This is a genomic window from Streptomyces sp. NPDC048277 (assembly GCF_040652235.1).
Taxonomy (GTDB): Bacteria; Actinomycetota; Actinomycetes; order Streptomycetales; family Streptomycetaceae; genus Streptomyces.
The window spans coordinates 674,983-687,163 of record NZ_JBEZLQ010000001.1 but is presented as its reverse complement, the minus strand read 5'-3'; the positions used below and the strand labels follow the sequence as shown (position 1 = coordinate 687,163).

Here is a 12,181-nt window from a genome sequence, read left to right as displayed (position 1 = left end):
ATCTACACACGCCGCGTATACATACCGCGTATACACCGTGTGTAGAGTGCTCGTCATGTCCATCGGTCACACCCTTTTGGGGCTCCTGGAGTCCGGCCCGCGTCACGGCTACGACCTGAAGCGGGCCTTCGACGAGAAGTTCGGTCACGACCGGCCGCTGCACTACGGCCAGGTCTACTCGACGATGTCCCGCCTGCTGAAGAACGGGCTCGTGGAAGTCGACGGCATCGAGGCGGGCGGCGGGCCGGAGCGGAAGCGGTACGCCATCACCGACGCCGGGATCACCGACGTGGAGCGCTGGCTCGCGACCCCGGAGAAGCCGGAGGAGTACCTCCAGTCGACCCTGTACACCAAGGTCGTGCTCGCGCTGCTGACGCACCGGAACGCCGCCGACATCCTCGACAGCCAGCGCTCCGAGCATCTGCGCAGCATGCGGATCCTCACCGACCGCAAGCGCGGGGGCGATCTCGCGGACCAGCTCGTCTGCGACCACGCGCTGTTCCACCTGGAGGCGGATCTGCGGTGGCTGGAGCTGACCGCGGCCCGGCTCGAGAAGCTCCGGGCGGAGGTGGCCAAGTGAGCGTTCCCGCCGGTTCGTTGCTCGCGGCCGAGGGGCTGCGCAAGGCCTACGGCCCGACCGTCGCCCTGGACGGCGCCGAGTTCTCCATACACCCGGGCGAGGTCGTCGCGGTGATGGGCCCGTCCGGGTCCGGCAAGTCGACCCTGCTGCACTGCCTCGCCGGGATCGTGCCGCCCGACGCCGGCTCGATCATGTACGCCGGGCGGGAGATGGCGACCATGAACGACGCCGAGCGCAGTGCGCTGCGGCGCAGCGAGTTCGGGTTCGTCTTCCAGTTCGGCCAGCTGGTGCCCGAGTTGACCTGTGTGGAGAACGTGGCGCTGCCGCTGCGGCTGAACGGCACCTCCCGCAAGGAGGCCGAGAAGGCCGCCCTGGGGTGGATGCGGCAGCTCGAGGTCGACGGCCTCGCCAAGAAGCGGCCCGGTGAGGTCTCCGGCGGCCAGGGTCAACGCGTCGCGGTGGCACGGGCGTTGGTGACCTCGCCACGGGTGCTGTTCGCGGACGAGCCGACCGGCGCGCTGGACTCGCTCAACGGCGAGCGGGTGATGGAGCTGCTGACGGACGCGGCCCGCTCGACCAACGCGGCCGTCGTGCTGGTCACGCACGAGGCCCGGGTGGCCGCCTACTCCGACCGCGAGATCGTCGTACGGGACGGGAAGTCCCGGGACATGGAGCGGGCGGTATGAACGCCCGGAGGGGGCACCGCCCGCGCGAGCGAAGCCGAGCGTGGGGGAGGTCCAGGGATCTGGCCATGGGGGTGCGGTTCGCCTTCGCGGGCGGACGCGAGGGCTGGTTCCGGGCCGCGCTGACGGCGGTCGGCGTGGGTCTGGCGGTGGCGCTGCTGCTGCTCACCACGGCCATCCCGAACGCGCTGGCCGTACGCCACCAGCGCGATGTGGCACGGGCGGACTACACGTACACCTTCGGCCACCCCATGAAGGCCGGCGAGAAGACGTTCGTGGTCGCGGACATCGACACCCCCTACCGCGGCGCCGACATCCGCGGCCGGGTGATCCAGCGGGAGGGCGCGAAGGCGCCGGTGCCGCCCGGGCTCACCGAGTACCCGGCGCCCGGCGAGATGGCCGTCTCGCCCGCGCTGAAGCGGCTGCTGGCCTCCGACGACGGAGCGCTGCTGCGCGCCCGGCTGCCGTACCGGATCACCGCCACCATCGCGGAGAGCGGGCTGACCGGCTCGCAGGAACTCGCCTACTACGCGGGCTCCGCCGACCTCGCCGACCACATCAACCCGCCGGACGTGGCCCGGATCGACCACTTCGGCAGCCCCAGGTCACCGGACTCGGAGTCCGACCCGGTCCTCACACTGCTCGTCCTCGTGGTGTTCGTGGTGCTGCTGATGCCGGTCGGCGTGTTCGTCGCGGCCGCCGTCCGCTTCGGCGGCGAGCGCCGCGACCGGCGGCTGGCCGCGCTGCGGCTGGTCGGCTCCGACGGCTGGATGGTACGGCGGATCGCGGCCGGCGAGGCGATGGCCGGCGCGCTGCTCGGCCTGGTCCTCGGCGCCGGCTTCTTCCTGGCCGGCCGTCAGCTCGCGGGCACCGTCGAGGTGTTCGGCACCAGTGTGTTCCCGAGCTATCTCAACCCCTCCCCCGTGCTGGCCGCGCTGGTGGCGGTCGCCGTCCCGGCGGCTGCCGTGCTGGTGACCCTGTTCGCGCTGCGCGGGGTGGTCATCGAGCCGCTCGGCGTGGTGCGTACGGCGAAGCCCGCCCGCCGCCGGCTGTGGTGGCGGCTGCTGCTCCCGGTGGCCGGTCTGGCCGCGCTCTACCCGATGGTCGGGCAGGGCCGCGGCGGCGGCGGCTTCAACGAGTACCTGGTGACCGGCGGCATCCTGCTCCTCCTGGTCGGCGTCACGGCACTGCTGCCGTGGGTCGTGGAGACGGTCGTCGGCCGGCTCGGCCAGGGCGCGGTGGCCTGGCAACTGGCCGTCAGACGGCTCCAGTTGAGCAGCGGTACGGCGGCCCGCACGGTCAACGGGATCGCGGTGGCGGTGGCCGGTGCGATCGCGCTCCAGATGGTCTTCGCGGGCGTCGAGGCCGACTACACCAAGCGGACCACCAACGACCTCAGTCGCGCACAGATGTCGGTCCAGGTACCGGACGGCGTCCAGGTGCCCGAGGTCGCCAGGGCCATGTCCGGCACCAAGGGCGTGCTGAAGGTGGTCTCGATCGCCAACGGCGAGGCCGGCGACAAGGGCAGGGAGCCGAGCCGGACCGCCTCGGTGAGCGTCGGCAGCTGCGCCTCGCTGCGCGAGGTCGCGACCCTGCCGTCCTGTCACGACGGCGACGCCTTCGTGCTGAAGGGCTCCGACTCCGACTCCGAGACGGCGAAGCTGCTGACGATCGCGGAGAAGCACGGCCGGACGCTCTACCTCAACCCCGCCTACAGCGGCGACGAGGACCACGGCGTCGTGAGCCGCTGGACGGTGCCGGCGGGGCTGCGGCAGGCCGAGTCCCGCGAGGACCCCACCGGCTACAAGCGCGACGGTTTCCTGCTCACCCCGGGCGCGCTGCCGCACGGTGCCAGCACGGCGGTGCAGGGCATGGTCTACCTGTCCATCGACTCCGGGGTGCCCGACGCCAGGGAGTACGTGATCGACACGGCCGTCCGGATCGACCCGCTGATGAAGGCGGACACCCTGGTCTCGGTCGAGCGGAACAGCCAGTTCAACTCCATCCGCACCGGGCTGTTCGTCGGCGCCGCCGCCGTACTGGCGCTGATCGGCGCGAGCCTGCTGGTCAGCCAGCTGGAGCAGCTGCGCGAGCGCAAGAAGCTGCTGTCGGCCCTGGTCGCCTTCGGCACCCGGCGCCGCACGCTGAGCCTGTCGGTGCTGTGGCAGGCGGCGATCCCGGTCGGGCTCGGCCTGCTGCTGGCCGGCGCGGTGGGGCTGACGCTGGGCACGGTGCTGCTGAAGATGGTCGGCTCCACGGTGCGCGTGGACTGGCCGGGCGTGCTGGCCATGACCGGCTTCGGCGCGGCGGTCGTCCTGGCGGTGACGCTGCTCAGCCTGCCGCCGCTGCTGCGCCTGATGCGCCCGGACGGCCTGCGCACGGAGTAGCCGCCGCGCACCTCCACATGGGCCCCTTCCCGCCGGGAGGGGGCCCATGTGCCGTGCGGTCACAGGCTGTGCTCCCGCACCACCCTCCGGGCCTGGGCGAACAGCATCCCGACGTTCACGGACTTGCGGCAGACGACCACGGCCACCACGTCCTGCTGCTCGTTCATGCGTATGAACAGATGGGTGAGGTTGTCGCTGTTGACCAGGATCTCCTGGAAGAAGTGGTTGTCATCGGAGATGCCGCGGCGCTCCTTGAAGACGTCCTCGATCATCACGACCGTACGCCCCTGGAAGAGGTCCAGGGTCGCGCCCGCCAGCAGGTCCAGGACCTCGGCCGGGTGGTTGTCGATCGTCTCGTACGAGAGCAGCATCCCGGTGGACATGTCGACCACTCCGGACGCGACGCACTCCGGCGCCTCGTTCCGCAGCGATTTGACCAGGCTCATCACCTGGTCCGAGAAACTCGCGGCCATGCGTTTCGTCGCCATCCCTTCACACTCCCTCTGGAGCCTTCTCGGTGAGGATCGAGCCGATGCGGTCGAGGGCCGGATGGGTCGCCCGGTGCAGGCGGTCCACATCCATCCCCTCGTCGCCGAGCACGACCATCAGGGCGGTGTCGCCGACGGCGTAGAACGCCACGCAGCCGTGGCTGCCGTACGTCACCGTCTGCCGCAGCACACCGCGCGCGGTGGCCTCGGCGGTGCGGCGCGCGAGGCCGAGGCCGGCGGCCGCGAGGGCGGCCAGGCCCTCCGGATCGATGGAATCCGCCGTGTCGGCGGCGATCAGCATTCCGTCGGCCGCCGCCAGGGCGGTGTCGGTGATTCCGGTGACCCGTTCACGCAGCCCGCGCATTTCCTGCGCCAGGGCTTCTTGATTCATATGTCCAACTCCCTCATTCCTGACTTAATTCGACCGCTACGGCAATCAACCCGCCCTTTTCATTTGGCGGTTCCGTGCCGCAGCCGGAAGAACCCTTTCCAGCTCGCCCCGCTCTTGGACGGGCCGAGGGCTTCGGTGATGCCGCTGGCGCCGGGCTCACGGCGTGGCAGTTCGGCGGGGACGGGGACCGGCTCCGGGGGCGGAGGCGGCGGGGGCGGTTCCCGGTGCCGTACGACAGGAGCCGCCACCGGTATCCGGACCGGGACCGCGGCGGCCGGGACCGCGCACTCCAGCAGCCCCTCGCCGAGCATGCGGGCCACCTCCACCGTGACCGTGTAGACCCCGCGGCCGGTGCGGAAGGCCAGGTCACGGGCGGTGCGGCGGCCGTCGGCGTGGCCGATCAGCTCCCGTTGCAGCGGGGTGAGGGGGCGGTCGGCCGGGGCGGCGGGCAGCGGGCGCTCCCGGTCGGGGCGCACGGGGTGGGGCAGCGCGGCCAGGGCGGCCAGCTTGCGGTTCGCCTCCTGGAGCAGCCGGGCGGGCGGCTCGCCGACCGCGACGGGGGCGAGCGGCTCGGTGTCGAGGACCGCGTCGCAGCCGTCCACCCGGCCGGCGACGATGGCGAAGGCCGCGTCCTGCAGCGCCATCACGCACACCACCCTGAGCTGGGCCGCCCCCGCGTAGCCGCGCGCGATCAGGCCCGCGACCGGCCAGCGCGCCCCGCCGGACTCCCGCACCAGTTCGGCCCACTGCTCGCCGTCGATGCGGTCGGAGCGCAGCAGCAGCGCCTCGGGGCCGGGCGCGCCGGGGCTGTCGGCCGCGACCACGAGCCCGCCCCGCAGATGGAAGGCGCCGCCCGGGTTGCCCGGCACCCGCAGTTCTCCGCTGAATCCCTCGCGCCCGCACGCGATCAGAGCGTGCGCGAGCCGACCGTAACCGGCCCTGCCGAGGGGATCCCGAACCTCCGACATCGCCCCCCTTGGCACATCGGCATTTCGCACAGACGCCTGACGCGTCGCACCGAGGAGGTATGTGTATCAGTTCGATGGCATATTTCAGCGAGGGATTTCCTACCTGTTCCCAGCTGACGGAAGTTGGAGAATTCGGCCGCTCAAATCACTTTGTTCGACACTCATTTGATCGATTCGAGGACCCGCACCGGCAGGGGCCGCAGCGCCTCGCGCAGCGCGGCCGCCAGTTCCCGGTACTCGGCGCCGCGCGCCGCCCCGGTACGCATCGCGAGGGCGATCCGGCGGCTCGGGGCGGGCTCGGCGAAGGAACCGGTGAGGAGTTGGTCGCTGCGGCTCGTCTCGACCTTGACGGCGGTGTGCGGCAGCAGCGTGCAGCCGAGTCCGCCGGCGACCAGCTGCACGAGGGTGGCGAGCCCGGCGGCCGTGGTGGTCACCGGCGCGTCCTCGCGACCCGCCTCCCGGCAGATGTCCAGGGCCTGGTCGCGCAGGCAGTGGCCCTCGTCCAGGAGCAGCAGGTTGAGCTCCTTGAGCGCCTCGCGGGGGATGCCCTCGCGGCCGCCGAGCGGATGGCCGAGGGGGGTGACGAGCACGAAGTCCTCGTCGAACAGGGGGAGTTCGACCACCCCGGGGATACCGAGCGGCACCGCGAGCAGCAGCAGGTCGAGGCGGCCCGCGGTCAGCCCGTCGAGCAGATTGGCGGTCTGCTCCTCGTGGACCTGGAGGTCGAGGTCCGGGTAGCGGTCGTGGACCAGCCGCAGCACGGTGGGCAGGAGGTACGGCGCGACGGTGGGGATGACCCCGAGCCGCAGCACTCCGGTGAACGGCGCCCGCACCGCCTCGGCCTCCGCCAGCAGCGCCTGCACCTCCTCCAGCACCGCCTTCGCCCGTACGGCCAGCCGCTCGCCGGCCGGCGAGAGCAGCACCTTGCGGGTGGTGCGCTCCAGGAGGGTGACGCCGAGCGTCTCCTCTAGGGCCGCGACGGCCCCCGACAGCGCGGGCTGGCTCATGCCTATCGCGGCCGCGGCGTCCCTGAAGTGGAGGTGCTCGGCGACGGCGGAGAAGGCACGCAACTGGGCGAGGCTGGGCTGGCGGCGCTTGCCCCCGACGCCGGCGCCCACCGCCAGGCCGTTCCCCAGTCCGCTCCCCAGGCTCTTCCCCATGGAATTACTCACAGCCACTAATAGCCACCTCCGATCAACACGACCGAGTGTAGCTATTTCAGGAATCAATGCACCTTGTGCCACGATCGGCGGCGTCCAACCCATCGGAGACGGCCCCGCGATCCGGGGTGCCTCCGCGCTGCAAGGAGAGCGTGTGCTCACTGTCGGTGACAAGTTCCCCGAGTTCGAACTGACCGCCTGCGTCTCGCTGGAGAAGGGCCGGGAGTTCGAGACGATCACCCACAAGACCTACCAGGGTTGGAAGGTGGTCTTCGCGTGGCCCAAGGACTTCACCTTCGTGTGCCCGACCGAGATCGCCGCGTTCGGCAAGCTGAACGAGGAGTTCGCCGACCGCGACGCGCAGATCCTCGGCTTCTCCGGTGACTCCGAGTTCGTCCACCACGCCTGGCGCAAGGACCACGACGACCTGCGCGAGCTGCCGTTCCCGATGATGGCCGACTCCCGGCACGAGCTGATGCGCGACCTGGGCATCGAGGGCGAGGACGGCTTCGCCAAGCGCGCGGTGTTCGTCGTGGACCAGAACAACGAGATCCAGTTCTCCATGGTGACCGCCGGTTCCGTCGGCCGTAACCCCAAGGAGGTCCTGCGGGTCCTCGACGCGCTCCAGACGGACGAGCTCTGCCCGTGCAACTGGACCAAGGGCGAGGACACCCTGGACCCGGTCGCGCTGCTGGCGGGTGAGTGACCCCGTGTCCCTCGACGCGCTCAAGTCCGCCGTACCGGACTACGCCAAGGACCTGAAGCTCAACCTGGGTTCGGTCATCGGCAACTCGGAGCTGCCGGCCCAGCAGCTGTGGGGCACGGTCCTGGCGACCGCCATCGCCTCCCGGTCGCCGCTCGTGCTGCGGGAGCTGGCCCCGGAGGCGAAGGCGAACCTGTCGCCGGAGGCCTACCGGGCGGCCAGGTCCGCCGCGGCGATCATGGCGATGAACAACGTCTTCTACCGCACCCGCCATCTGCTCTCCGACCACGAGTACGGCACCCTGCGCGCGGGGCTGCGGATGAACGTCATCGGCAACCCCGGTGTCGACAAGGTCGACTTCGAGCTGTGGTCGTTCGCGGTGTCCGCGATCAACGGCTGCGGGATGTGCCTGGACTCCCACGAGCAGGTGCTGCGCAAGGCGGGCGTCGGCCGTGAGGTGATCCAGGAGGCGTTCAAGATCGCGTCGGTGATTCAGGCGGTCGGCGTCACGCTGGAGTCGGACGCGGTGCTGGCCGAGTTCGAGTAGGCACCGGCGTTCCGTGGACCCCGCTCACTCCGTGTGGGCGGGGTCTTTCGCATGCCCGATCCCCGCCTCGGCCGGCACGGCGTCGTGGTCCTCGCTCTCCTCGACGCTCTCCTCGACGGCGACGGGGGCCGGTTCGTCGGGCTCCTCGTCCCCGTACCGCGCGTGCGAGTACTGGTGGAGATAACTCACCACCGTGTTCGTCACCGCCACCAGCGGTACGGCCACCACCGCGCCGCCGATGCCCGCGACCATGCCGCCGGCCGCGACCGAGAGGACCACCGCGAGGGGGTGGACACGGACCGCGCGGCCGAGGATGAACGGCTGGAGGATGTGGCCCTCGATCTGCTGCACCGCGAGGACCACGGCCAGCGTCATGACCGCCGTGAACACGCCCTGGGTGACGAGCGCGACCACCACCGCCAGGGCGCCGGAGGCCACCGCGCCGACCAGCGGGATGAAGGAGAACAGGAAGATGAAGACGGCGAGCGGGACGGCCATGGGCACGTTCAGGAAGTAGATGCCGAGGCCGATGCAGATGGCGTCGATGAGGGCGACCAGGACCGTGCCCCGGACGTAGGCCGTGAGCGTGCGCCAGGCGCGCGGCCCGGCGCCGGCGACCCCTTCGCGGGCGGCGGAGGGGACCAGCTTCAGGAACCAGCTCCAGATGCGCTCGCCGTCGTAGAGGAGGAAGAGCGTCGAGAAGAAGACCAGCAGCAGGCCGGTCAGGGTCTCCACCACGACCTGGACGCCCTCCAGGCCGAACGACGTTATCTGGTCGGTGTTGGCGCCGATCGCGTCGCGGAGGTTCTTGGCGATCTGGTTGATCTGCTTGTCGGTGACGTGGAAGGGGCTCTTCAGCAGCCAGTCGCGCAGATCGTCGATACCGCTCTGGATCTGGTTGGAGAGCGTGTCGATGTTCTCCATGACCTGCCAGGTCACGAACCAGGCCATCAGGCCGATCACCACGAAGCCGGAGATCGCGGTGAGCGCCGTGGCCGGGCCGCGCGGCACGCCGTAGCGGCGCAGCCGGGCGACCGTGGGCTGGAGCAGGGCGGTGACCAGCAGCGCGATGACGAAGGCGAAGACGACGAGTTGTACGGAGCTGATGACCCGCATCAGGACCCAGAGCGTGCCGGCCAGCACCAGCAGCCGCCAGCCGGCCTCGGCGGCGACCCGCACGGCCCAGGGGACGGCCGTCACGGGGTCGGGGCGGGGGCGAGGAGGGGGGGCGGGCTTCCGGGCGGCGGGCACGGGGACGACGGGAGCGTCGGCCGGCGCGGGCGGCGGAGGCGGCGGGGGCGGTTCCGGCTCGGTGTGCTCCCGCTCCACCTCGGCCCGGCGCTCGTCCAACCGCTCGCCCATCTCGGACAGTCCGGCACCGAGCCGGCCGAGCCACTCCGGCACTCGCGACATCATCCGCCCTCTTCCCCCGCGTCTCCGGGTGCTCCTCACCACTCCCCCCTGGAGTCGTTCGGTCCGACCGTACAGGGCGACAGCCCCTCCCCCTAGGACGGGGAGGGGCTGTCGAGGGTTGAGAAACCGAGTCGGCTCTTAGTACCAGCTGTTCGCCTGCCAGAAGGACCAGGCCTGGCACGGGCTGCCGTACCGGGAGTTCATGTAGTTCAGGCCCCACTTGATCTGCGTGGCCGGGTTGGTCTGCCAGTCGGAACCGACGGACGACATCTTGGAGCCGGGCAGGGCCTGGAAGAGGCCGTAGGCGCCGGAGGAGGCGTTGACCGCGCGGTAGTTCCAGCTGGACTCGTGGTTCACGATGTTGCTGAAGCACTGGTACTGGCCGCTGGCCACCATCTGCTGCGCCATCGCCTGGATCTGCGCCACGGTGTACGAGCTCTGGACCGGGAAGCTGGAGGCGGACCGGCTGGCGGCGGCCTTGGCCTCCGCACGGTCCTTGGCCTCCTTGGCCGCCTGCTCGGCCGCGGCCTTCTTGGCCTCGGCGGTCTTGGCGGCTGCCACCCGGGCGGCCTGCTCGGCGTCCTTCTTGGCGGTCGCGTCGGCCTGGATGGCCACGGCGTCGGCCTGCTGCGTCAGGGACGCGGTCGCGGTCTGGACCGTCGCCTGCTGACCCGCGGGGAGGTCCGCGAGGAGCGTGGTGTCGGCTGCTGTCGCCTCTGCGTCGTTGTTCGGCTGCGCCACGCTGCCCGAGGCAACACCGACGACGCTTCCGACAGCGGTGACCGCGGTGGCCGAGGCCACTGCGAATCCCCGGACCGAAATCCGGCTCACACGGTTTCCTTCCAGCATCGCCCGCTTCGGTGACCCTGGCGGACGCAATCTTGCCCCCTGACGCTGGTCTCCGCACTACATGGGTCACGGGAGACACGGGCCCGGTGGGCAACTCCCCCGAGGGGAGCGCCGCGTGGTGCTCGGGCGGCATACGACGTCGCTATGGAATTAGCTTGCTGCTTCTGTTGTTCCGTACCGCTGGGGGTACAGGTGTGTCGTATGCGGGGCCTGACAGGAGTGAGACTCTGCCGTAACCGGACGCCGGGTGGCAATTCCGAGTTGCGTGTGAAAGCTCACATCCCGTTTCCCCCCAGGGATTTCAGGAAACCAGCACGCGCGAAGGCGCCGCCCGACTAGGCTCAGGGCCTTTGCCGGACGGCACCAACCGACGGGTAATCATCCCAAGTTGGACACGGGGATCAGATGTGCCCGTCCTCCAGCATTTCGGTCACAAGTGCGGCGATCTGGGACCTCTCGGACCGGTTCAGGGTGACATGCGCGAAGAGCGGATGCCCCTTCAGTTTCTCCACCACGGCGACCACACCGTCGTACCGTCCTACCCGCAGATTGTCCCTTTGCGCCACATCGTGGGTCAGAACGACCCGCGAATTCGCGCCGATCCGGGACAGAACGGTCAGCAGGACGTTCCGTTCCAGCGACTGGGCCTCGTCCACGATCACGAAGGCGTCGTGGAGGGAGCGGCCGCGGATGTGGGTGAGCGGCAGCACCTCCAGCATCCCGCGGGCGGTGACCTCCTCGATGACCTCGCGGCTGGTGACCGCGGAGAGGGTGTCGAAGACCGCCTGCGCCCAGGGGCTCATCTTCTCCGCCTCGGAGCCCGGCAGATAGCCGAGTTCCTGCCCGCCGACCGCGTACAGCGGACGGAAGACCATCACCTTCTGGTGCTGGCGGCGCTCCAGGACCGCCTCCAGACCGGCGCACAGCGCCAGCGCGCTCTTGCCGGTGCCGGCCCGGCCGCCCATCGAGACGATGCCGACGTCCGGGTCGAGGAGCAGATCCAGCGCGATGCGCTGCTCCGCGCTGCGGCCCTTGATGCCGAACGCCTCCCGATCGCCGCGCACCAGGCGGATGTTGCCCTCCGCCGTCACCCGGCCGAGCGCCTTGCCGCGCTCCGACTGGATGGTCAGACCGGTGTGCACGGGGAGGTCGGAGGCCTCCGGGACGTACACGTGCCCTTCCTCGAAGAGGATGTCCACCTGTTCGCCGGCCAGGGTCAGTTCGGACATTCCGGTCCAGCCGGAGGAGTCCGTGATGGCGAGTTCGGCGCGGTACTCCTCGGCGAGGAGGCCGACCGACGACGCCTTGATCCTGAGCGGCAGGTCCTTCGAGACGACGGTGACGTCGTATCCCTCGGCCTGCAGGTTGCGGGCGACCGCGAGGATACGGGAGTCGTTGTCCCCCAGGCGGTAGCCGCTCGGCAGCACACTGGGGTCCGAGTGGTTGAGCTCGACACGGATCGTGCCGCCGAGGTCCCCGATCGGGATGGGGGCGTCGAGACGGCCGTGCCGGACCCGGTAGTCGTCCAGCAGGCGCAGCGCCTGCCGGGCGAAGTAACCGAGTTCGGGATGGTGCCGCTTGGCCTCCAGTTCCGTGACCACGACGATCGGGAGCACGACCTCGTGCTCCTCGAAGCGGGCCATGGCGTTCGGGTCGGCCAGCAGGACGCTGGTGTCGAGAACATAGGTGCGCCGGTCTGACTTGCGGCGCGTTGTGCTGGTCACCACGGAAGGACGTACCCCCTCGGATGAGGTCGGGGAGCGACGAGGATGAGGCTGGACCGGGAGGATGGGGAAATCCCGACCCGGAGGGCGAGAAGAACCCGACCGGTCGACGGCCGCCCCTGCACGGGCCGAAAACCGGCCCCCCGCTGCTTCTTCCGTGCCGTGACCGCACGGTCGGGCTGGTGCAAAAGGGCCTCCCGGGCGGACGGCCCCGAGCCGCCCGCTGAGATCCGATGCCCGTGGTTCGGGCATCGACCTGTCTGGCTTATGCCCTCGAACATGCGCCGC

Annotated in this window: 12 protein-coding genes; 5 read left to right on the top strand and 7 right to left on the bottom strand. The window is 70.6% G+C overall.

The genetic code is table 11. The features are described from left to right. Window positions 1-55: 55 nt before the first annotated feature. The 3 genes from AB0D85_RS03275 (at window position 56) to AB0D85_RS03265 (ending at window position 3,650) form a co-directional block, all read left to right on the top strand. Window positions 56-580, top strand: a complete 525-nt coding sequence (locus AB0D85_RS03275; protein WP_362312847.1) for a PadR family transcriptional regulator — start codon at window positions 56-58, stop codon at window positions 578-580. Then, window positions 577-1,266 carry an ABC transporter ATP-binding protein gene (locus tag AB0D85_RS03270; protein ID WP_362312845.1) on the top strand — a complete coding sequence of 230 codons (690 nt, stop codon included), beginning with the start codon at window positions 577-579 and terminating at the stop codon, window positions 1,264-1,266. The genes AB0D85_RS03275 and AB0D85_RS03270 overlap by 4 nt, the downstream gene beginning before the upstream one ends. Before the next feature lie 65 nt (window positions 1,267-1,331). Then, a complete protein-coding gene (locus tag AB0D85_RS03265; protein ID WP_362312843.1) occupies window positions 1,332-3,650 on the top strand; it encodes an FtsX-like permease family protein in 2,319 nt (772 codons plus the stop codon). Between the two features lie 59 nt (window positions 3,651-3,709). Here AB0D85_RS03265 and AB0D85_RS03260 read toward each other — a convergent pair whose 3' ends face one another. The 4 genes from AB0D85_RS03260 to AB0D85_RS03245 form a co-directional block, all read right to left on the bottom strand. Further along, a complete protein-coding gene (locus tag AB0D85_RS03260) occupies window positions 3,710-4,138 on the bottom strand; it encodes a hypothetical protein (protein WP_362312841.1) in 429 nt (142 codons plus the stop codon). A gap of 4 nt (window positions 4,139-4,142) precedes the next feature. After that, window positions 4,143-4,529 (bottom strand): roadblock/LC7 domain-containing protein, encoded by a 387-nt coding sequence (locus AB0D85_RS03255; protein WP_362312839.1) that lies wholly within the window; start codon window positions 4,527-4,529, stop codon window positions 4,143-4,145. 59 nt (window positions 4,530-4,588) lie between these two features. Then, window positions 4,589-5,497 (bottom strand): MarR family transcriptional regulator, encoded by a 909-nt coding sequence (locus AB0D85_RS03250; RefSeq protein ID WP_362312837.1) that lies wholly within the window; start codon window positions 5,495-5,497, stop codon window positions 4,589-4,591. Between the two features lie 161 nt (window positions 5,498-5,658). Then, entirely contained in the window at window positions 5,659-6,657 is a 999-nt protein-coding gene (locus AB0D85_RS03245) for a hydrogen peroxide-inducible genes activator (protein WP_362312835.1), read from the bottom strand. Between the two features lie 154 nt (window positions 6,658-6,811). Here AB0D85_RS03245 and AB0D85_RS03240 point away from each other — a divergent pair, with 154 nt between their 5' ends. Further along, on the top strand, window positions 6,812-7,363 hold the full coding sequence (locus tag AB0D85_RS03240; RefSeq protein ID WP_362312833.1) for a peroxiredoxin: 552 nt from the start codon (window positions 6,812-6,814) through the stop codon (window positions 7,361-7,363). Window positions 7,364-7,367: 4 nt separating this feature from the next. Next, window positions 7,368-7,907, top strand: coding sequence for an alkyl hydroperoxide reductase (locus AB0D85_RS03235; protein WP_362313490.1), 540 nt, complete (start codon window positions 7,368-7,370; stop codon window positions 7,905-7,907). 24 nt (window positions 7,908-7,931) lie between these two features. Here the strand turns inward: AB0D85_RS03235 and AB0D85_RS03230 are convergent, their stop codons facing one another. From AB0D85_RS03230 to AB0D85_RS03220, 3 genes are all read right to left on the bottom strand, one after another. Next, window positions 7,932-9,320: an AI-2E family transporter gene (locus AB0D85_RS03230; protein ID WP_362313488.1), complete on the bottom strand. Its 1,389-nt coding sequence runs from the start codon at window positions 9,318-9,320 to the stop codon at window positions 7,932-7,934. 138 nt (window positions 9,321-9,458) lie between these two features. Then, entirely contained in the window at window positions 9,459-10,151 is a 693-nt protein-coding gene (locus AB0D85_RS03225; protein ID WP_362312831.1) for a transglycosylase SLT domain-containing protein, read from the bottom strand. A gap of 419 nt (window positions 10,152-10,570) precedes the next feature. Next, window positions 10,571-11,896 carry a PhoH family protein gene (locus AB0D85_RS03220; RefSeq protein WP_362312829.1) on the bottom strand — a complete coding sequence of 442 codons (1,326 nt, stop codon included), beginning with the start codon at window positions 11,894-11,896 and terminating at the stop codon, window positions 10,571-10,573. Window positions 11,897-12,181: the final 285 nt, after the last annotated feature.

Excerpts from the sequence above, each read along its gene's own strand:
- AB0D85_RS03275 (WP_362312847.1), top strand. The coding sequence starts at position 56 with ATGTCCATCGGTCACACCCTTTTGGGGCTCCTGGAGTCCGGCCCGCGT.
- AB0D85_RS03265 (WP_362312843.1), top strand. The coding sequence starts at position 1,332 with ATGGGGGTGCGGTTCGCCTTCGCGGGCGGACGCGAGGGCTGGTTCCGG.
- AB0D85_RS03260 (WP_362312841.1), bottom strand. The coding sequence starts at position 4,138 with ATGGCGACGAAACGCATGGCCGCGAGTTTCTCGGACCAGGTGATGAGC.
- AB0D85_RS03255 (WP_362312839.1), bottom strand. The coding sequence starts at position 4,529 with ATGAATCAAGAAGCCCTGGCGCAGGAAATGCGCGGGCTGCGTGAACGG.
- AB0D85_RS03250 (WP_362312837.1), bottom strand. The coding sequence starts at position 5,497 with ATGTCGGAGGTTCGGGATCCCCTCGGCAGGGCCGGTTACGGTCGGCTC.
- AB0D85_RS03245 (WP_362312835.1), bottom strand. The coding sequence starts at position 6,657 with ATGGGGAAGAGCCTGGGGAGCGGACTGGGGAACGGCCTGGCGGTGGGC.
- AB0D85_RS03230 (WP_362313488.1), bottom strand. The coding sequence starts at position 9,320 with ATGTCGCGAGTGCCGGAGTGGCTCGGCCGGCTCGGTGCCGGACTGTCC.